We start from the raw sequence: 20674 nt of genomic DNA on the forward strand, positions 1-20674 counted from the left end.
GCTCTTTTTTTTATAATTCGGAGGTGCCTTGTGAACATTACTTTATGTGTTATCACTAAAAATGAAGAGAATAATATTGGAAAATGTATTGCAGGAGTAAAAGACATTGTAAATGAGATTATAGTAATCGACACTGGCTCGACTGATACAACAGTAGAAATCGCAAAAAAACTCGGAGCTGCAGTTTATTTTTACGAATGGGATAATAACTTCTCTAATGCAAGAAATTATGCTTTGAGCAAGGCTACTGGTGACTGGATTATTTTTCTCGACGCGGATGAATACTTCCTTGCAAATGAGAGTGGAATTATTCCAGAATTATTGCATAAAATTGAAAAAAATGAGAGAGCGATAGACGCAATCTTTCTTAAACATATAAGTATCGATGAAATAAAAGAAAGTATAATTCAAACGAACTCACTTATTAGAATTTTCAAGAGATTAGGTAGCCTATACAAAGGCGCTATTCACGAATCCCTTTACAAAGTTAATGGTAAATTAAATATATATAATGGAGTGAAGCATGACCTCATAATTTACCATTCCGGTTACTCCTCAGATCGCATTAAAGATAAGGCAGTGAGGAATTTAGAACTACTATTAAAAGAAGTCGACATTAAAAAATCTAATGAAATGACTAATTTATATTTGTCAGATTGTTATCTGGCTCTTGGAGACGGGGAAGCTGCTATTCAATATGCGGAAAAATTTATAGACAGTAATCACTTTGTTTATGGATTTAATGCCAGACCGTATTATAATATAATCCGCTCGATGAATTCTCTGAATTATGAATACTCTGAAAGGTCAGAGTGGATTGAAAAAGCAGTTACTAAATTCCCACAGCATCCTGATTTTCAATGGTATAGAGGGCTTCTATGTTTAGAGATGAAACAATATGAACAAGCTTTAGTTACATTTTTAATTGCTATAGAATTACATTCTAATTATACAGATATTGAAGGGAAGATACTAACCGGAATCCTTTATGAAGTCTATTATTTTATCGGTCAGTTATATGAAATGAAAAATGACCGTTTGAACGCTTTTGAGTTTTATATCAAATCACTTCAAGAAAATAAGTATGAAGGACGTGCTTTTAAAGCGCTTATTCATAACATAAAAAATTATCCAACTAATGATATTATAAATTTATTAAATGAGTTTTATAACAAGAGCCATGAAGATATTTCTTTTCTTGTCGAAAACCTTTGCGAAATTCGGAAAGGTGATATTTTATTATATTACTCCAGTATATGGCGTAAACGACATATGAAAAGTGATAATATAACCTTCTATACATTATATTTAAACGGGAAATTTGATGAGTCCTTTAAAATGCTGACAAATTCTTCACAAGATGAAACTCCAAATGGAGTTGCTCAGGTTTATATTGTGCTGACAGCAATTCTAAGCTGTAATGATAAATATATAATTCACGCGAGAAATATAGTAGATGATTCTTATAAGCGGATCTTAGATGTTTATATAGGTCATAAGCTTGTTTTATCAGATAGGGATATTCCATCTTTTATTGGTTTATTTTCTGAAATTGTATTAGTTTGTAACAATGTTCAGATTAAGGAACTTAGTGGCATTAAACACTATTTTAAAACAAATATGTCTTTATTGCTTGGTACGATTTTATTGAACAATCAAAATTATGAGTTAGCACTATCAGAGTTTTTAAACTATTTGCAACATTTAGATAAACATCAGTTCCCTGCGGACGCTTCATTATTTTATAATATTGGCCTATGTTATTTTAAATTGAATTTATATCAAGATGCGTACGAGTTTTTTATATATGCATTTAACAATGGTTACGATTTGGGAGGGGGCATAGATTATATTAATTGGATAAATGTTGATTCCAGTGTGAAAATAGGTTTCTCACAAAATAGTTTGGGAGGTGATTGATATATGAAAGCAGTTATCTTAGCAGGAGGCTACGGTACTAGAATAAGCGAAGAGACTCATTTGAAGCCTAAACCAATGATTGAAATTGGAGGTAAACCCATTATTTGGCATATAATGAAATCGTACTCTCATTATGGTATTAATGATTTTGTAATTTGCCTTGGGTACAAAGGATACATGATTAAAGAATATTTTGCAAATTATTACCTCCATATGTCAGATGTAACTTTTGATATGAGAGATAATAATATAAGTATACACAATAATAGTAGTGAACCTTGGAAAGTAACTTTAGTTGATACGGGTTTGGAAACTATGACCGGAGGACGGTTGAAAAGAGTTCGGAAATACATCGGTAGTGAAACTTTTTGTTTTACCTATGGTGATGGGGTATCGAATGTTAATATTTCTGAACTTATTGAGTTTCATCGTTTGCATGGAACGTGGGCAACTCTAACTGCAGTTCAACCCCCGGGCCGTTTTGGGGCATTAGATATTCTACAAAATAAAATAACAAGCTTTGAAGAAAAACCACTAGGGGATGGAAACTGGGTGAATGGTGGCTATTTTATTCTTGAACCTGAGATTTTTAAATTTATCGAAAACGACACAACAGTTTGGGAACTTGCTCCCTTAGAGAAATTAGCTCAAGAAAAGCAGTTGTCTGCATTTAAACATAAAGGTTTTTGGCAACCTATGGATACCTTAAGGGATAAAGTGAAATTAGAGGAAATGTGGGATAAAAAAGAGGCTCCGTGGAAGGTTTGGTAGTGTAATGTATATAGGATTTAAACTAAAGTCATCCTTTGATCAGCTAATTGAGGAGCGAAAATAATGAAGGAATGTCGTTTTTGCGGGGAGCAATTATCAGTTGATTTTGCTGATCTTGGTATGTCACCGCTATCAAATTCTTTTATCAAACCGGAAAAATTATATTCCGCTGAGACTTTTCTGCCATTACATGCATTTGTCTGCAGTAGTTGTTATTTAGTACAACTTGAAGAATTCGAATCTCCTGATCACATATTCCATGATTACGCTTATTTCAGTTCATATTCAGAAGAATGGCTTCGGCATGCAGAACAATATGTGTATAAAATGATATCCGATTACTCTATAGGTATAAATAGCCAAGTTATTGAAATTGCCAGTAATGATGGATACTTACTGCAATATTTTAAAAAATATAATATACCTGTCTTAGGTATTGAGCCAGCTGAAAATGTGGCCAGTGTTGCTATTGACAAAGGAATTCCTACGGTTTGTGAGTTTTTTGGAAAGAAATTAGCTGCTGACTTGAAGGGGGGAGGTAAACAAGCTGATCTACTTCTAGGTAATAATGTACTGGCACATGTACCGGATATCAATAACTTTGTTGCAGGTATGAAAACTCTGTTGAAATCTAATGGAATTATAACATTGGAGTTTCCTCACCTGTTGGAATTAATAAAAAATGTGCAGTTTGATACTATATATCATGAGCACTTCTCTTATCTTTCTCTCACCTCTGTTAATCAAATTTTTCAGAAACATGGGTTACAACTGTTTGATGCAGAAGAACTCTTGACCCACGGTGGATCATTACGAATCTATGTAAAGCATGAAGAAGATTGCTCTAAAACAGTTAATAGACGTGTCCAATCAATCTTAGATAAAGAAGAAGAGTTTGGACTAAAGGATATGGGAGTTTATAGAGAATTTGGTCAAAGGGTTAAGGCTGTTAAACGTGATATACTTGATTTTCTAATCAAGGCTAAAAATGAAAGCAAGACTATAGTGGGGTATGGGGCTCCTGCAAAAGGAAACACTTTACTTAATTATTGTGGAATTGGGAAAGATTTTCTTGATTTCACTGTTGATCGGAGTCTCTATAAGCAAGGTTTATATCTTCCGGGTACTCATATTCCAATTTATAACCCTGAACGTATTCTGGAATTTAAGCCGGATTATGTCTTAGTTCTTCCATGGAATCTAAAAGAAGAAATTATGAGTCAGTTATCGTTTATTCGACAGTGGGGTGGAGAGTTTATTATTCCAATTCCGAAAGTGATGGTGGTATAAATGGACTTTTCTGAGACGGTTCTAAAGGGTGCTTATACTATTGATGCAGAGCCTATAGAGGATGAAAGAGGTTTTTTTGCACGTACTTGGTGCAAGAGGGACTTTGAGAGTCAAGGGCTAAGTTCTGATCTTGTTCAATGTAGTATTTCCTTTAATAGAAAAAGAGGAACTATTAGAGGAATGCATTATCAGGTTTATCCGTATGAAGAAGTAAAGTTAGTACGTTGCACAAAAGGTGCAATATTTGATGTGATTATAGATCTGCGCCCATATTCTAAAACATATTTAGATTGGTTTTCAATTTTATTAACTGCTGATAATAGGAGCATGTTATATATACCAGGTGGATTTGCTCATGGTTTTCAGACACTTGAAGATAATACTGAGATCTTTTATCAAATGAATGAGTATCATCACTCTGAAAGTTCCAGGGGAATTAAATGGAATGATAAAGCTTTCAACATAAAATGGCCTATTAACAAGAGAATCACTATCTCAGAAAAAGACGAGGATTATCAGGAGTTTGAAAAATGAAAAAAGTTTTAGTCACAGGTGCTAGCGGTTTCATAGGTCGACATACGTTAGAGTTATTAAAAAATAGTGGATATGAAGTACACGCATTGAGTAGAAAATTACAAATCGCAGAAAACTATTATTGGCATCAGGCGGACATATTAAATACATTTGATATTAGCAAGTTAATAGAATTCCTCCGACCTACCCATCTGCTTCATCTGGCCTGGGATCTTCCACATAAAAATTATTTAAGTTCATTAGATAACTATAAATGGGTATCAGCAAGTTTTAATTTGATTGATTCTTTCAATAAGTTTGGAGGGAAAAGAGTTGTTGTGTCAGGAACCTGCGCAGAATATGAATGGAAAAGTAATTATATGATAGAGGATGTTACAAACCTATCCTTTCAAAATCCATATGCGGCAAGTAAAAACATTTTACAACAGTTAACAGCTGATTTTGCTGGTAATGTTGGTATGAGTTGTGCTTGGGGACGTATTTTTTGGATTTATGGTCCAGGTGAAGACGGATCCCGACTGATTCCATCTGCAATCCAAAATCTTCTGAGAAATAATAAGTTTATGTGTCGTAATGCTCAAAGTACAAGGGATTTCTTACATGTTCAGGATGTTGCATCTGCTTTTGTTAAACTTCTCTCAAGTGATATTAATGGAAGAATAAATATTGCATCCGGTCAACCAATAACAATTAGAGGGGTATTAAATCGAGTAGAGAAAATCATGGGCAAAAGGAATTTAATACAATACTATGCTTCAAAAGATGAAGCCCCTTTTGTTATTGCAGACACTACAAAGTTAAATAAGGCACTAGATTGGTTTCCGAAAATAAAATTAGATGAAGGTATTGAAAATACACTACAATATTGGAAACACAGTTTAGGAGGTAATGATGAATAATTGCTGTCCGATATGCCAGATGGATAATACTAAAGTTTTTCTGACACGAAAGAATGTGCCAGTTCATCAAAATCTCCTACTTGAAACGCAAAAGGAAGCTTTACAAGTAACAAGAGGAGATCTGGATTTTACGGTTTGTTACAATTGTGGTTTTGTATTTAATCAGAGTTTTGATAATCGCAAGATGGAATATAATCAAAATTATAATAACAGCCAGTTGTACTCTCCTTCCTTTAACCAGTATGTAGATGAATTAGTCAAATATTTAGTGGAAGAGCAAAATATTCAGAATAGCACTATACTGGAAGTGGGATGTGGAAAAGGGGACTTCATTACTCGGTTAATCTCCGAAGGGCGGGGGAATAAAGGGTTAGGCTTTGATCCCAGCTATGTTGGATCTGATAATCTGTTTGGAGGCAATTTGGAATTCATAAAGGATTTCTTTGATTCAAGATACAGTGATATTCAAGCTAATGTAGTTATCTGTCGACACGTTATAGAACATATTTCTAACCCATTAGAGATGCTAGAGAATTTAAAAAAGTCTTTGGGGAATTCCAGAGATGTTAGGGTCTATTTTGAGACACCTTGTGTAGAATGGATTCTCGAAAATAATGCGTTTTGGGATTTTTTTTATGAGCACTGTTCTTTGTTTACAATTCGTTCGTTGACTAGAGTTTTTGAGTTAGCAGGATACCATATTGAAGGAGTAAAACACATTTTTAATGGACAATATCTTTGGCTTGAAGCTTCGATAAAGGGCGAAGAACATATAACCTTTGAACCAATTAAAATTGATACCTTAGAATATTACGTGGATAATGAAAAGAATAATATGGGCAAGTGGCTTGATATCTTATATAGTTTGAATAATGTAGCATTGTGGGGGGCTGGGGCAAAAGGGGTAACCTTCGCAAACCTATTAGATCCTGAAAGAAGATTGATAAATTGTGTAGTGGATCTGAATCCTGAAAAACAAGGGAAATTCATACCGGGATCAGGGCATCCAGTAATTAAATATCAAGAGCTCCAATTGCGGGGGATAAATACAATTATAGTCATGAATCCAAATTATGAGCAGGAGATAAGACTCTTAGTTTCTGATTTAAATATAAAAATCGTACTGTTAGAGAGTATCCCTTAATAAGTTTACTAAGTACATGAGAATGGGTGATGAAATGGGGTTGAATAACAGTCAACGTGCTTTAATTTCAATGAACTTACTCCAAACTGGCTCTGAGGCTATAAATTTTTTGATTTTGAAAAATAACTCAGGCAAGCTTTTAGAAGCGGAGTTTCTACTCGAAGATATTAAGGAACTTGTTTCCACTGTTGAGAAAGAAATTGAGTCATTTATTTGTGAAATACCATTATCAAGACTTCCAGAAGTTGTCAAAAATATTATTTTTCTTATTGAAGATATACAAGGTAGTAAATCTTTAAATGATGATGAAAGTAAAAATTTTAAATTAAAATTACTACTCCCTGCATTGTATTCCTTACTGAGAAACGAAATTGCTTTTCTAATGGAGGGATTCCTAAATAAAGAGGATTTTCCTGACTTTTATCCGGAATCTCTTTCTATAAACAAAGAAGACATAATTAAGGAAATAAAAGAAAGTGAGCCAATTGTTAGCTTAGTATTGCTGGCTTATAACAAGCTTGATTATACAAAACAGTGCTTGGAGAGTATTCTGAAATATACTACTGATTATACTTATGAATTAATCCTTGTTAATAATGGATCCACAGATGGTACTGAAGCCTACTTTGATAGTATCCCTCAAGCAAAAAAGATACATCTTAAATATAATATTGGGGCAACATTAGGTTTTAATATAGGTATGATGGTAGCAGAAGGTAAGTACGTAGCTGCGCTTTGCAATGACTTTATATTCACACATAACTGGCTGGGGAATCTTGTGAAGTGTATTGAAAGCGATGAAAATTACGGATATGTAGCTCCAGCGGCAACATATATTTCTAATCATCAGCAAGTTAGTGTTAAATTTAATGGAATTGGAGAGTTTCACGATTTCGCAAGGAAATACAACATTTCTGACCCATTAAAGTGGGAAGAACGAATTGTTCTATTACCCAATGTTCTTTTCATTCCTACAGCTTTAATAAAAAGAATAAATTATTATGATACTCGTTATTATTATGGGGAATTTGCGGATGATGATATTTCTTTTAAAGTGCGCCGAGCTGGATTTAAGTGTATTTTTTGTAAAGACACAGTTCTTCATCATTTTGGGCATATTACAGTTGGTGATGATCAGAGAGAAAATAAGTCCCTTGAAGTGAGTAGAGTGATATTTCAAAATAAGTACGGCTTAGATGCTTGGAGAGATGCAAGATTTGATTTAAATCTCTTAAATATGACCAATCTCAAGGGTGAGGTGAAGAAAGTTTTAGGGATCGATGTTAAATGTGGCGGAACACCCCTGCATTTGAGCAATATTCTAAGAAGTCAAGGGCAAGATTCAGTATCTATTTCATTGTTTACCACAGAAGATAAATACAGGAATGATCTAGAGACAGTCTCGAATCATGTCATATTTGATGATGATATTAATAATCTTTTGAATTTTTATCAAGCGGAGCAATTTGATATTATTATAATTGAGAAGCCAATAGATGAATATGAGGAAATATCTATAAAAAAACTATTATTAAGATTAAAAGAAATGTTAGCTCCTGGGGGGCAAATTGTTTTTAAAATAAATAATCCTTCTTATTTTGAGAATGTGTACATGCTACTACAAGGCACAGCAACATGCACGAAAGTATATACAACCTCAGTGATTAAACAAAGTGTTTCCGAGCTATGTTTTTCTCATATAGATGTCGCTTCAATTATCGTTTCCGATAATACTTATATTGCTAAGATGTTTTTATTATTAACACAAAAAGTAAATCATCAAACGGAAACAAAGCAACTACTACTAACAAAAGAGTTTATATATCGTATTTCATAAGGAGGGGCAGTTTATGCTGGACCTTTCACTGAAAAAAAGTGATTTCATGACATATTTATTAGCACAAATTAATCATGTGTTTCCTGATAAGATAACACCTTCTGGTGATCCTTTATTTAAAATAGCCTTTGATATAGCATTAGACAGAACTTATTATTGTTTTAAACATATTAATATGCCTGCCTTTAATAAAAATGGAATAACAACTTTTAGTCATCTGCATTCTGATCAATACACTATGTTTCTTTGGTTTTTATCTAGTTCGCTTTGGCAAGAATATGAAGATGAGATTTATGCAAAGAAGTTTTTTTACCTTAATAGAGTAATTAATTCATTTTTATGTATGTATGATACAAAGCTTCCAGAAATTTTTCTGATTCATCATGGAATAGGTACAACACTCGGCAAGGCTTCTTATTCGAATTTTTTTGTGTGTTGTCAAGGTGCCACTGTAGGAGCTCATCATGGACAATATCCTGTAATAGGTAAGGGGGTGTCCCTTCTGCCAAATTCCTCAGTAATTGGTCGCTCAAATATCGAAGATGGAGTATCTATAGGAGCGAATTGTATGCTTTATGAAAAAGATGTTGAAAGGCAGTCAGTTGTTTTCAATGAATCAGGTTGTAACAAAGTTAAAAAGAAGGAGCAACCGTGGGCACAAAAATTCTTTACAGTCCCAGTGATATAGAGGCTCAGGTTTTATATTTTGCGTGGATGAAAACTAATAATATTGATTTTGTTCGGGGAAATGTAATAATAAACTATAAATGAGCGAAAATGGATACAGAAAATCCCAATAGTACTTAGCCAACATTGAATCGCTCACATACTGTCTGAAACGGAATACCCCTTTGGGCGCAGTCGTAGACATACCGAAGTCGGTCTTGCTGGACCTGCTTTCGTACCCTGCGAAGTCCTTCGCCAAAAGGACCGGGTTGTCCCAAACCGACCGTGCAATACAAATGTGTCCAGGCCAAAAGTGCCCATAAGCGGATAAACGCCTTCGCGGAACGAACTTGGTAGGTGTCAAAACCCAAGTTGTTTTTGGACTGGCGAAAGAAGATTTCGATGGGCAAGCGTTTGGCATAGCACGTGGCAATCGTTTCGGTTTCCAGTGAAATATCCGTACAACAAAAGGCGCGCAGAGCATTCGGTTCACCAAAAGCTTGCTTCGGCCAACAGAGTAAGACCACGGCATTCGCTATTCCATTCAGTGCTCCTTCGTAACGATACATCCAGTACGACGAACCGTTCACGGTAACGAGGCGAACGTCTTCTTTTCGGATATGCATTGCGAAGTCTTGCACCGAAGTTCGGATGCCTTGAGGATACAATATCCTGTTGGTTTTCAGTGCTCCAATAAAGTGGTAGCCTGCTGCAGCATATGCATCGATGACGCGAGGGCAGGTAAACCAGGAATCTACCAAACAATATCCGCCGTGGGGCGGAAGAGACAGTGTCTTCGCCAAATCGCACACCCGGTCAATTTTTGTAACGACCTTGCCATCTGGATGCGTATGGTTCTTGTCGTACAAATCAATGGAGTGAATTAAGGATAGGTCAGCACAGGCTACAACCGTGGCCTGGAGTTGATGACCAAATACGACTTTACCCAGCAAGTGCGAGTGGTGGAAGCCTGTGCGTTCGATGGGAGACTGTGCCTGTGACGAAGGCTTCGTCTTCTGTGCAATCGTATCGTCATGAATCACAAATAGGGGTTCGGTGGTGCGCTCAGAGATCTCCCTGACCTGAGCCAGAGCCCCAACAGTAACCTGGTGTTAGCACGCTTTCGTCCCATTTGCCTTCGGCTAGAAAATGACCGAGAGACGTGCGATGGCAATGACTATACTCGGCAAGGTCAACGACCTTTCCTCGAAACCCTTTCGCTGTCGCAGCCACCATATACGTCTCCAGATGAGCCAGAACCGGTTTGGAGTAATAGAGAGGCAGGCGATGTTGAGATAAATAGTTGCGAATGGCAGAGTGTTCGAGTACGATATCGGTATGAGACATTGTGATTTCTCCTTCGTGAAAAAGTGTGTTGTGGTGACTACTTTTTAACACAAGGAAAGCACTTTGTCTCTATTCTTTTGTGTTTTACATTTTACTGGAAGTGAATTTGCTCATTTATAGTAATAAATTCAATAATTTTTGGAGATTAATTTGGAAGATAGGGGAAACTCCATGGGGAATTTGGGATTGATAGATAGGGGATTCTGGAATAACAAAAGGGTATTTTTAACTGGACATACCGGTTTTAAAGGCAGTTGGTTATCAATTTGGCTGCATAATATGGGGGCTAGTGTTACGGGATATTCGTTAATTGCTCCTACCGTGCCGTCTTTATTTGAAGTTTGCAATGTTGGAGGATTAATTACAAAATCTATAATAGGTGACATTATGGATACGGAAAGATTAAAGAGCTCTATGCACGAAGCAGATCCTGAAATTGTCATCCATATGGCTGCCCAGCCATTGGTGAGATTATCTTATCAGAATCCTGTACTAACGTACTCAACTAATGTAATGGGGACAGTAAATCTTTTTGAGGCCGTACGTATATGCGACTCGGTACATGCTGTCCTCAATGTGACAACAGATAAATGTTATATTAATCAGGAATGGGAATTGGGGTATAGGGAAAATGATCCTTTGGGAGGTTATGACCCCTACTCTAGCAGCAAAGCATGCTCAGAAATAATAACGTCTGCATATCGAAACTCTTTTTTTGAAGCGAACTCCATTGCAGTTGGGACAGCACGCGCTGGAAATGTAATAGGATGGGGAGATTGGGCACAGGATCGTTTAATACCTGATCTTATTCGGTCATTTTCCAGCGGAACTGAAGTTCTAATACGACAACCTGATGCTGTGCGGCCATGGCAACATGTACTTGAGCCTTTATCTGGTTATTTAACTTTAGCTCAGAAGTTGTATGAAAATGGTGGGGAATATGCGGATGCTTGGAATTTCGGGCCTATAGATAGTGAAGCTAAATCAGTCCTATGGATCGTAGAAGAAATGACTAAACGGTGGCCTTATAAACAGCCAGAGTATAAAATTTGTTCAATGCAGGATCAATTACACGAGGCAAAAACACTTATACTGGATTGCTCTAAAGCAAGAAACCGACTGGGATGGAGCCCCCGTTGGTCGCTCAGCAAAGCGCTTGATTATACAATTCAAGGAGTTACTGCTTTTTTAGAAAATGAAGATTTAAGAGAGTTGTGCGAGCGACAAATTATGGAATATGAACACTCGTGACATGCTATAATTATTACGATTGAATTAGGTTAACTTAATTGATTGTATTTATTCTGAAAGCTCCGATATTATCGGGGCTTGTTTTTATAAAAGTCCTAAATTATCCCTGAAACTAACCGATATATAAAGTAATAAATGTGTATTGGTGGAGGTCGGGGTTATGAATGTACAGTTTTCACTTACTGCCAGTTCAACAACGAGCGGACAGAATAAACCTGAGGTGACAGTAGCCAGTGCTGCACCAGTAGCACCTGTAAGTCAAGCGTCCTCTATCCGGAATGCTAAGGATATGAACTTGAAGGAGAAACAAGGTGTGAAAGTTTCTGTTGCTGAGGAGCAGCTCATCCGAACAATAGAACGTGCTGTGAAGTCACTTCAGGGTCCTTCGACTACTCTAGAAATCAGCATCCATGAGAAGACACACGATATTATGGTGAAGGTGCTTAACAAGGATACTGGTGAACTGATACGTGAGGTTCCTCCGGAGAAAACATTGGATTTGGTTGCCAAGATGATGGAGATTGCCGGAATACTTGTAGACGAAAAAATTTAGTAGCAGGAGGTGCTGTTTTGGTTACACGTGTGAATGGATTCTCAGGCATGGATATAGATAGTATGGTTAAGAGCATGATGGCTGCCAAGCGGGTGCCGCTTGACAAACTGAATCAGCAAAAGATTCTGTTGAACTGGACAAGAGACAGTTATCGCGAGGTCAACAGTAAGTTAGTAGATTTCCGGACCAATAAGCTTACGGATAAATATGGTGTAACTTCTGCATTGAATTCACAAAAAGCTACAATTACAGATAATACCAGTGCGATTAAGGCTGAGGCAACAACAGCTAATGGTACTCCGATGACTGTAGAAGTTAAGGAACTTGCTGCAAAGTCCTATATGACTACTGATGCACTTAAGCTTGCAACTCCATCCACTACTACAGCGAGTCTAACAACTAAGCTTAGTGAGCTAAATGGGGCTGGATCAGCAACCACATTTGATATGTATATAAACAATACTACGATTACTTTCAATGCTTCAGATACATTATCTTCTGTGATAAGTAAGCTTAATGGGGATAAGACAGCCAATGTAAAAGCAACCTTTGATGATCTCAGTGGGAAGCTCACTATTACTGCTAAAGATTACGGCACCAAGAATAATATTGTACAGACCGATAAAGATGGAGTTGCTAAATCGAGCAGTCCCTTTTTGGATCTGATCGGAATTGCTGCGAGTGAGATTAATGTGGCTACGAAAGCTAAAATAGTAGTAACCAACACTAATGATTCAGCTGCGACTCAAACGTATGAACCAGATGATAATAAAGTGACAGTTAATGGAGTCGCCATCACTGCACAGGCCAAGTCCAACGGTGTTACTTCCAAGATAACCATTGATACAGATCCTACAACCGCAATTACCAACATCAAAGCATTTGTGGAAGATTATAATGCACTTATTACCTCTCTAAATACTAAAATTTTTGAAGAGAAATATCGTGACTATGCCCCTCTTACGGATGAGCAAAAAGCAGAAATGAAAGAAGCAGATATAGCTACCTGGACAGAAAAGGCTAAGAGCGGGTTGTTGAAAAACGATGATATAATTAAGGAAGCCCTAGCTTCTATGCGTAGTATAATAACTAGTCAAATTGGGCCATTGAGTACCTACGGTATTACAACTGGTTCATACTACGATAACGGAAAACTGGTTCTTGATGAGGCAAAACTGAAAGAAGCAATAATCAGCAACCCTCAAGGCATACAGGATATTCTTCAAGGACCTGCGAGTGCCCCTGACAACGGGATTTTTGATAAACTAAGTAAAAAAGCTGACAGTGCAATAGACCTGTTGAATAAACGTGCAGGCACAGACAGGTACTCTTCAGATCTCACAACTTCGTACAAAACAGAAAGTGTTATGGGCAAGAAGTTAACAGAGTATAACACGCGAATAAGCGCAATGATCACAATGCTAAATAACGCTGAAACCCGTTACTATAACCAGTTTACGGCTATGGAAACAGCGATGAATAAGCTCACGACCCAGTCCTCCAGCCTGTTCTCCACTAGCAGCTAAGATATTTTATAATAGAGGGTGACAACATTGATTAAATCTCCTTATGATAAATACCGCCAGTCGTCAGTCCAGACCTCAACACCTGCGCAACTCGTGATTATGCTGTATGACGGGGCAATCCGTTTCGTGAAGACGGCTTTGGATGGGCTGAACAAACAGGATCTGGAGAAATCCAATCTGAACTTCGGCAAGGCTCAGACAATCATCAGTGAGTTAATGAGCACTCTGGATCATTCGATTGAGGTATCCAAAGGTCTCTACTCTCTATACGAATATACGAACTACTTGTTGATCGAAGCCAACATCCACAAGAACCCGGCGAAAGCCGAAGAAGCTATTGGTTACCTTACGGATCTGCGCGAAACCTGGCTGCAGGCGTCTAAGCTTGCCGCGACTCAGACTGAGATTGCTAATGGATGAATTAATCCGTAGTCTGGACCTGCTTACCCGAGAGATGATGAGCAGGCTTCAGGAAGCAACATACGAGGAGCTTGTAGAGTTTGTAGAGGAGCGGCAGAAACTTGTCGATTCCATTGCAGAAAAAGTCGCAATTTATCCTTCGTCGGCTGCACATAAGCAAGAAATTCATCGGATTCTAGGATACGATAATGAGCTGCTGGACCGGATGAATGCTCTTCGTCAGGAAGCCCAGAACTTTCTGCAGAAGCGCGGGCAAGCCAAGATACAGCGCAATGCATACGAGGCGGGATACACCCCCGACAGCATTCTAATGGACCGAAAAAAATAATAGATTCCAGATGTTTCAGCTGGGGAGCGGGCGGGTATTTAAATAGCGTCTGCTCCTTTTTTTGTATCTTGTATCACAGAATCTGCCTTTTTTATGATAGATTTAAGGATGGTAAAATATTGCAAGTAATCATTTACTATTCCAATTGACAATAGAGAAGCAGCGGTGGTATAGTCGAATTGTGAGCAAGACTCACGTTCATCTGATGACGAAGGGAATGTTTAGTCAATGGAAGGTAAAGTAAAATGGTTTAACGCAGAAAAAGGTTATGGTTTCATCGAAACTGCCGATGGTGGCGACGTATTCGTACACTTCTCCGCGATTCAAACTGACGGTTTCAAGACATTGGACGAAGGCCAATCCGTAGAGTTCGATATCGTTGAAGGCGCACGCGGACCACAAGCAGCTAACGTCATCAAATTATAATCATCCGGCGAAGCCGACCTACATATATGGTAGATGGTTAGCAATTGAGACAACGCTAGCGTTAGACCTTGGGGATATTCCCCGGGGTCTTTTTTACGTTCATATAATAAATGACGCGCAACATAAGGCGGAAAAGACACATCATTAGACACTTTGTAAAGTTTTATTTCAAGAATCCGTTAGTTCCCTCCAAAATATGGGTAATGAGAGATGTTGGGCTTATTGTTGCCTAGATAGCACCCCATTATTAGCTTAGGCGTATGCTTCCGAAAAGTACCTAGATAAGAAGACATGCAGTGAAGCCTATGCCCATCAAACACTCAGGAGGATGAACAAAAGAATGAAGAAAACATGGCGTGGCCTTATGGCCGGATTACTTGGTATTTCGATGTTGCTCGGATCATTAGGCAGTGTGTCAGCTGCGGCTACCCCCAAAGACATTCAAGGTCACTGGGCGCAGAAGCAATTGCAGAGCTGGCTGGATAAAGGATACCTGGGCGGTTATCCTGACGGAACGGTGAAGCCGAACAAGGCTATTACCCGTGGCGAGTATGTAGCACTGATCAATCGCCTGTTCGGGTTCACCGAAACGGCTTCCATTAGCTTCACGGATGTCAAAAGCACAAATTGGGTCTACAGCGAAGTAGCCAAAGCCGTAAAGGCCGGTTACATCGGCGGGTATGAGAATAATACCTTCCGTGCTAACAATCCGCTTACCCGGCAGGAAGCGGCTGTCATTGCAGCCAAAGTCCTGAAGCTGAGTACAAGCTCTACTACACTTAAGTTCAAGGACAGTGCCCAAGTGGCAGCCTGGGCCAAAGGTGCGGTTGTAGCAGCAGCAGACAAGAAGATTATTAATGGTTATCCGGACGGAACCTTCGGACCGAAGAAATCACTTACACGGGCCGAAGCGGTCGGAATCATCAGCAACTCTGTGGTCTATAAACCGGCAGGCACTGGTGGAGTGACACCAACACCGGCCCCTACGGCAACGCCTGCTCCTACAGCAACACCTGTGCCAAGCACCAGCCCAACAGCAACCCCGGTTACCGGTGGTAGTGGTGGCGGCGGTGGTGGCGGCAGCGTTACCTTACCTTCTGTAAGCAACGTGACCTACGGTCATGTGGGTTCGGTTGCTGCAGATGTATATGTTACGCCTTCGGTAACAGGAGCAGTATATTATGTAGTTGCTCCTTACAGCATGAACGTAACAGCACCAACTGCAGCGCAAGTGAAAGACGGATTGACTAGTGCAGGAACAGCAGGCGTTCACTCCGGCACAATCGCAACAACTGCTAATACAACCGTTGCGTTCTCTGTATATGGTCTGAGTGCAGGTACTGAATATACCGTATATGTCGCTCTGGCTGATAATTCAGGCAATTGGTCTGGCGTAACACCGCTTCGATTGAAAACAGCAGCAAGCAGCAGCACATCGCTTACACAGGTTGGAGTGACTAGCATAGGAACGGTGACTGCAGATGTATATGCAACATACGGTGGTAACACACCAACACCCCTGAAATATGTTATGGTCAAGGCAACGGAAGCTGATCCTACAGCACAACAAATTTCTGAAGGAAAGGATAGTGCTGGCGTTGTCTTAACGGGAACTTTTGCGGGTCCGAATTCTACAGTATCTCCAGGTGTAAAGCATACCTTTACGCTAACCGGACTGACTTCCAACACAGCCTATAAAATCTTTTTCATCACTGGTTCTAATGGTAACTTCTCCCCAGTAGAGATTTTGCGCATCCAGACCAAATAAGTAAGACAAATAAATCAGACGCTACTGTCTGCAATATGCAATATGTCAGCAATCATTCATAATCTAGACTTCAAAGTGAGATAATACTGTAGCTGTAATGGGTCCGGCCAGGGCGAGTTCATGCGCTAGCCGGACCTGTTTATTGTTTAGGGCAAGGCTGTGACATCTTTTGTTAGCTAAATGTAAAGGCTGTCATGATTTGTTTTTTACTTAGCCCTGACAATTTGCTATAATGAAAAGGTAAACAAAGGAGGAGTGCCCATGCAATTCAGCATTCGAGGTCAACAAATTGAAGTGACCGACGCTTTGAGAGACTATGTTGATAAGAAGCTCAGCAGACTTGAGAAGTATTTCGATGCACCCCCTACCTCAGAAGGATATGTGACGCTTGGCGTCGTTCGCGGCCTTCATACGGTGGAAGTTACAATCCCTCTGGCAGGTGTGACGCTTCGTGCGGAAGACCGCAGCGATGATATGTATGCATCCATCGATGCCGTAGTGGACAAGCTGGAACGTCAGATCCGCAAGCACAAGACCAAACTTAACCGCAAGTTCCGCCAGGAAGGCAGCTTGAAGACCTTGTTCGTAGAAGGTTCGGCCAACGCCGTAGCTGTTGAGGATCAGGAACAGGATTATGATGATCTTGAGGTTGTGCGGAACAAACGATTCACCTTGAAGCCTATGGATGTGGAAGAAGCGATTCTGCAAATGAACATGATTGGACATACTTTCTTCGTGTTCTCCAACATCGACACTTCTGAAGTTAGCGTTGTTTACAAACGCGATGACGGCAAGTATGGTTTGATCGAACAGAACTAACCTGCTAACCGGAAATTGCTGGAATAAGGAAGGGCTTTCGTTTCAGCCTGACGTGGACAATTAGACGAGCCCCTATTCGCTTTAAGCGAATAGGGCTCTTGTGCGTATATACAGAAGGGACAGGAAAGAATACCTCATCTGTTTCTATGAAAAGGCATTATGCAGAATAAGGTTGCGGCAGCTTGTATTGCGGCTTCTCTTACAAACTGTTACAATTTATGAAGCAGCGGAATCGAAATCATATATGGCCCTTTCAATTTGTTGAGGATGGGCTCGGTTCCACCATCTGTGTTGCATGAAAGGGGTTAACCATGCTAGGACTTGTAAAAAAAATATTTGGCGACGTTAATGAACGTGATGTCAAACGTCTCATGAAGACGGTCGAAGTAATCAATGGTTTGGAGCCGGATTTCGTATCGCTTACGGATGAAGAGCTGCAGGCTAAGACGGTAGAGTTCCGTGCCCGTCTTGAGAAGGGTGAAACCTTGGAAGAGATTCTTCCCGAGGCATTTGCAACCGTACGCGAAGCTTCCAAACGGACGCTGGGCATGCGGCATTTTGACGTTCAGTTAGTTGGGGGTATGGCGCTGCATGAAGGCCGGATCTCCGAAATGAAGACCGGGGAAGGCAAGACGCTGGTAGGTACACTGCCGGTATATCTGAATGCACTCTTGGGCAAAGGCGTGCATGTCGTAACCGTAAATGATTATCTGGCTCAGCGCGACAGCGCACAAATGGGGCAAATCTATAACTTTCTGGGCATGACGGTTGGGGTCAACCTCAACGGCATGGACCATAATGATAAACAAGCAGCGTATGCCTGCGATATTACGTATGGCACGAATAATGAGTTTGGTTTTGACTATCTGCGTGACAACATGGTGCTCTATAAGGAACAGATGGTACAGCGTCCGCTGTATTTCTGTATTATTGACGAAGTCGATTCCATCCTCATCGATGAAGCCCGTACGCCTCTGATCATTTCCGGACAAGCTGAGAAATCGACAGAGCTGTATTATGCAGCAGACCGTTTCGTGAAGAAGCTGACTGCCGAAGAAGACTACACTGTTGATATTAAGGTGAAGTCTGTTGCTTTAACCGAGAAGGGCGTTGCTGTAGCTGAACGTGCCTTTGGCATAGAGAATCTATATGATCACAGTCACGTTACGCTGAACCATCATATCGTACAAGCGTTGAAGGCAAATGCAATTATGCGCCGGGATGTCGACTATGTGGTCAACGAAGACGAGGTTATGATCGTCGATGAGTTCACCGGACGTCTGATGCAGGGCCGCCGTTACAGCGATGGGCTGCACCAGGCTATCGAAGCTAAGGAAGAGATTGAGGTCCAGAATGAGAGCATGACGCTGGCTACAATCACCTTCCAGAACTACTTCCGTATGTACCGCAAGCTTGGTGGAATGACCGGTACTGCGAAGACAGAAGAAGAGGAATTCAAGAAAATCTACGGTCTGGAAGTCCTCCAGGTACCTACCAACAAACCGAATCAGCGTGTCGATATGCCGGACGTGGTCTACAAAAGCGAGAATGGCAAGTTCAACGCTGTAGTCGCTGAAATTGTGGAACGCCACAAAAAGAATCAGCCGGTGCTTGTAGGTACGGTATCAATTGAGAACTCCGAACGCGTATCTGAAATGCTGAAACGCAAAGGTGTCAGACACCAGGTGCTGAACGCGAAGCATCATGCTGCAGAAGCTGAAATTATCTCTTATGCCGGTCAGCCGGGAACCGTAACAATTGCTACGAATATGGCTGGACGCGGTACGGATATCGTACTGGGTGAAGGCGTAACCGATCTTGGCGGTCTGCATATTATTGGTACAGAACGTCATGAATCACGCCGTATCGATAACCAGCTGCGCGGACGTGCCGGACGCCAGGGTGACCCGGGTTCCACACAGTTCTACCTGTCACTTGGGGATGAACTGATGAAACGTTTTGGCGCGGACAACGTGCTGAACATGATGGACCGTCTTGGATTCGAAGAGGATCAGCCGATTGAGAGCCGTATGATTACCAAAGCGGTTGAATCTGCCCAGAAACGGGTGGAAGGCAACAACTTCGATATCCGTAAAGTCGTATTGCAATATGATGACGTGATGAATCAGCAGCGTGAGATTATCTACAAGCAGCGCCGCGAAATTCTCGAGTCTGACAATATCAAAGACGTTGTGGTGGAAATGATCAAGCCGGTTGTTGACCGTATTGTTAATGCCCACTGCAGTGACGATATCCCGGAGAACTGGGAGCTGCAAGAGGTTGCGGATTATGTGAACAGCAAATTGCTGGAGGAAGACTCCCTGACCCGCGATGATCTATGGGGCAAGGAAGTAGAAGAAATCATCGAATTCATCTTCGCCCGTGTGCTTGAGAAATATGCTGCACGTGAAGAACGTCTCGGCGCTGAGCTGGTACGTGAGTTCGAGAAGGTCATTGTACTTCGTTCCGTAGACAGCAAATGGATGGATCATATCGATGCTATGGATCAGCTTCGTCAAGGGATTCACCTCCGTGCTTACGGCGGTACCGATCCGCTTCGCGAATATCAGTTCGAAGGCTTCGAGATGTTCAATGCCATGACGGCGAACATTCAGGAAGAAGTGGCGACCTACATCATGAAGGCGCACATCGAGGCGAACCAGGAGCGTCAGTCGGTAGTGGAAGAAGATAAGATCTCCACGAACGCTGAGCCTGCTGAGAAACGTCCGGTACATGTGGAATCTACAGTCGGCCGTAATGATCCATGCCCTTGCGGCAGCGGCAAGAAATACAAGAACTGTCACGGTCAGGCGTAAGAGAAACAGAGTTGCGGCTCTGCAGGGTTAAGTGAACTCTCGCTGGAACGGCGCTATCTATAAAAGGAACGGCACGGCTGATTCTGCTAGTTTCTCGTGAAATAATGAGCAGGCATCAAGCTGCGAATACTTTTCACAGAATAGTCTTGCTCATAAGTTCTTAGGTTATAATGACAATAAAAGCGGCTGGGCCCGGGGGACTCCCCGTTTGCGGCCCGGCCGCTTTTTTGGATGTTTGCAGGAATGGGGCGATTGCTTCAAGCGAAGCGAACGGAATGGCTCTGCAGAGCTGCAATTGAGGTGGAAGTGGCGGAGGGGAAGTTTGGAACTGTAGGAGCGTCAGCGTCCGCCTTTAGGAT

The 20674-nt window shown here is 40.5% G+C and carries 17 protein-coding genes and 1 pseudogene; 17 read left to right on the plus strand and 1 reads right to left on the minus strand.

Annotation, left to right across the window (positions count from 1 at the left end):
- The first annotated feature begins 30 nt into the window (after positions 1-30).
- The 8 genes from MKZ24_RS07190 (at position 31) to MKZ24_RS07225 (ending at position 9083) form a co-directional block, all read left to right on the plus strand.
- Positions 31-1920, plus strand: coding sequence for a glycosyltransferase (locus MKZ24_RS07190; RefSeq protein WP_340781846.1), 1890 nt, complete (start codon positions 31-33; stop codon positions 1918-1920).
- A 3-nt stretch (positions 1921-1923) separates the two neighbouring features.
- A complete protein-coding gene (gene rfbF / locus MKZ24_RS07195) occupies positions 1924-2691 on the plus strand; it encodes a glucose-1-phosphate cytidylyltransferase (RefSeq protein ID WP_340781847.1) in 768 nt (255 codons plus the stop codon).
- 63 nt (positions 2692-2754) lie between these two features.
- Complete coding sequence (locus MKZ24_RS07200; protein ID WP_340781848.1) at positions 2755-3981, plus strand: class I SAM-dependent methyltransferase; 1227 nt, start codon at positions 2755-2757, stop codon at positions 3979-3981.
- Positions 3982-4515: a dTDP-4-dehydrorhamnose 3,5-epimerase gene (gene rfbC, locus MKZ24_RS07205; RefSeq protein ID WP_340781849.1), complete on the plus strand. Its 534-nt coding sequence runs from the start codon at positions 3982-3984 to the stop codon at positions 4513-4515.
- Positions 4512-5414, plus strand: a complete 903-nt coding sequence (locus tag MKZ24_RS07210; RefSeq protein WP_340781850.1) for an NAD-dependent epimerase/dehydratase family protein — start codon at positions 4512-4514, stop codon at positions 5412-5414. Before rfbC ends, MKZ24_RS07210 begins: the two co-directional genes overlap by 4 nt.
- Positions 5404-6558, plus strand: coding sequence for a class I SAM-dependent methyltransferase (locus tag MKZ24_RS07215; protein ID WP_340781851.1), 1155 nt, complete (start codon positions 5404-5406; stop codon positions 6556-6558). The genes MKZ24_RS07210 and MKZ24_RS07215 overlap by 11 nt, the downstream gene beginning before the upstream one ends.
- 22 nt (positions 6559-6580) lie before the next feature.
- A complete protein-coding gene (locus MKZ24_RS07220; RefSeq protein WP_340781852.1) occupies positions 6581-8395 on the plus strand; it encodes a glycosyltransferase family 2 protein in 1815 nt (604 codons plus the stop codon).
- Positions 8396-8408: 13 nt separating this feature from the next.
- Positions 8409-9083 carry a hypothetical protein gene (locus MKZ24_RS07225; RefSeq protein ID WP_340781853.1) on the plus strand — a complete coding sequence of 225 codons (675 nt, stop codon included), beginning with the start codon at positions 8409-8411 and terminating at the stop codon, positions 9081-9083.
- Positions 9084-9198: 115 nt separating this feature from the next.
- Here the strand turns inward: MKZ24_RS07225 and MKZ24_RS07230 are convergent.
- Positions 9199-10408 (minus strand): annotated as a pseudogene (locus MKZ24_RS07230) (IS701 family transposase).
- Positions 10409-10579: 171 nt separating this feature from the next.
- Here MKZ24_RS07230 and rfbG point away from each other — a divergent pair.
- The 9 genes from rfbG to secA all read left to right on the plus strand — a co-directional run bounded on the left by rfbG (position 10580) and on the right by secA (position 20315).
- Complete coding sequence (gene rfbG / locus MKZ24_RS07235; protein WP_340781854.1) at positions 10580-11659, plus strand: CDP-glucose 4,6-dehydratase; 1080 nt, start codon at positions 10580-10582, stop codon at positions 11657-11659.
- Between the two features lie 160 nt (positions 11660-11819).
- Positions 11820-12212, plus strand: coding sequence for a flagellar protein FlaG (locus MKZ24_RS07240; protein ID WP_340781855.1), 393 nt, complete (start codon positions 11820-11822; stop codon positions 12210-12212).
- 17 nt (positions 12213-12229) lie between these two features.
- Positions 12230-13738 (plus strand): flagellar filament capping protein FliD, encoded by a 1509-nt coding sequence (gene fliD, locus MKZ24_RS07245; protein ID WP_340781856.1) that lies wholly within the window; start codon positions 12230-12232, stop codon positions 13736-13738.
- A 27-nt stretch (positions 13739-13765) separates the two neighbouring features.
- Positions 13766-14158 (plus strand): flagellar export chaperone FliS, encoded by a 393-nt coding sequence (gene fliS / locus MKZ24_RS07250; protein WP_340781857.1) that lies wholly within the window; start codon positions 13766-13768, stop codon positions 14156-14158.
- The gene (locus MKZ24_RS07255; RefSeq protein WP_340781858.1) at positions 14151-14486 is read left to right on the plus strand and encodes a flagellar protein FliT; all 336 of its coding nucleotides are present in this window, start codon (positions 14151-14153) and stop codon (positions 14484-14486) included. The genes fliS and MKZ24_RS07255 overlap by 8 nt, the downstream gene beginning before the upstream one ends.
- A 228-nt stretch (positions 14487-14714) precedes the next feature.
- Positions 14715-14912: a cold shock domain-containing protein gene (locus MKZ24_RS07260; protein WP_019915069.1), complete on the plus strand. Its 198-nt coding sequence runs from the start codon at positions 14715-14717 to the stop codon at positions 14910-14912.
- A gap of 340 nt (positions 14913-15252) precedes the next feature.
- The gene (locus tag MKZ24_RS07265; protein ID WP_340781859.1) at positions 15253-16680 is read left to right on the plus strand and encodes an S-layer homology domain-containing protein; all 1428 of its coding nucleotides are present in this window, start codon (positions 15253-15255) and stop codon (positions 16678-16680) included.
- Between the two features lie 261 nt (positions 16681-16941).
- Positions 16942-17499, plus strand: coding sequence for a ribosome hibernation-promoting factor, HPF/YfiA family (gene hpf, locus MKZ24_RS07270; RefSeq protein WP_340781860.1), 558 nt, complete (start codon positions 16942-16944; stop codon positions 17497-17499).
- Between the two features lie 311 nt (positions 17500-17810).
- Positions 17811-20315 carry a preprotein translocase subunit SecA gene (secA, locus tag MKZ24_RS07275; protein WP_042240217.1) on the plus strand — a complete coding sequence of 835 codons (2505 nt, stop codon included), beginning with the start codon at positions 17811-17813 and terminating at the stop codon, positions 20313-20315.
- The last annotated feature ends 359 nt before the right edge of the window (positions 20316-20674 follow it).

The sequence above is a fragment of the Paenibacillus sp. FSL R7-0297 genome, from assembly GCF_038009025.1.
Classification (GTDB): Bacteria; Bacillota; Bacilli; order Paenibacillales; family Paenibacillaceae; genus Paenibacillus_AQ.